This is a genomic window from Pseudomonas sp. FFUP_PS_473, from assembly GCF_002858665.1.
GTDB classification, from domain to species: domain Bacteria; phylum Pseudomonadota; class Gammaproteobacteria; order Pseudomonadales; family Pseudomonadaceae; genus Aquipseudomonas; species Aquipseudomonas defluvii.
This window is the reverse complement of sequence record NZ_PJQQ01000129.1, coordinates 1-316: the sequence shown is the minus strand read 5'-3', so window position 1 is coordinate 316 and position 316 is coordinate 1. Positions and strand designations below refer to the sequence as shown.

At 61.7% G+C, this 316-nt stretch carries 1 pseudogene; it reads right to left on the bottom strand.

The annotated features are described in order from the left end of the window. Window positions 1-257 (bottom strand): annotated as a pseudogene (locus tag CYD26_RS25685) (group II intron reverse transcriptase/maturase); the annotation flags it as partial. Window positions 258-316 lie beyond the last annotated feature (59 nt).

Here is a 316-nt window from a genome sequence, read left to right as displayed (position 1 = left end):
ACCGTCATGCCATCGGCACCCGGTGCTCCCTTGTTGCTGACCACGCGTTGATACGCACGTCTGAGGTTGGCCGGTGCAAGCACCCGCTCCATCAGCGTGTCCGGCTCCGCGTTCGTCCACGTCACGGACGCCGTCGATACCTTTGCACTGTCAGGCGTCACCCTCGGCTTCTGGCCGGAGCTCGGGATGACAGTTTCCGCTGTGGGAAATTTCTGCATTACGGTTACCAACGAGACGGCGACGCCTACTGGCGGCATAACCTGTTCGGCCCTTGGTGGCGCGGTTAACCGCCACTTACTACGGCTTCGGCTGACTT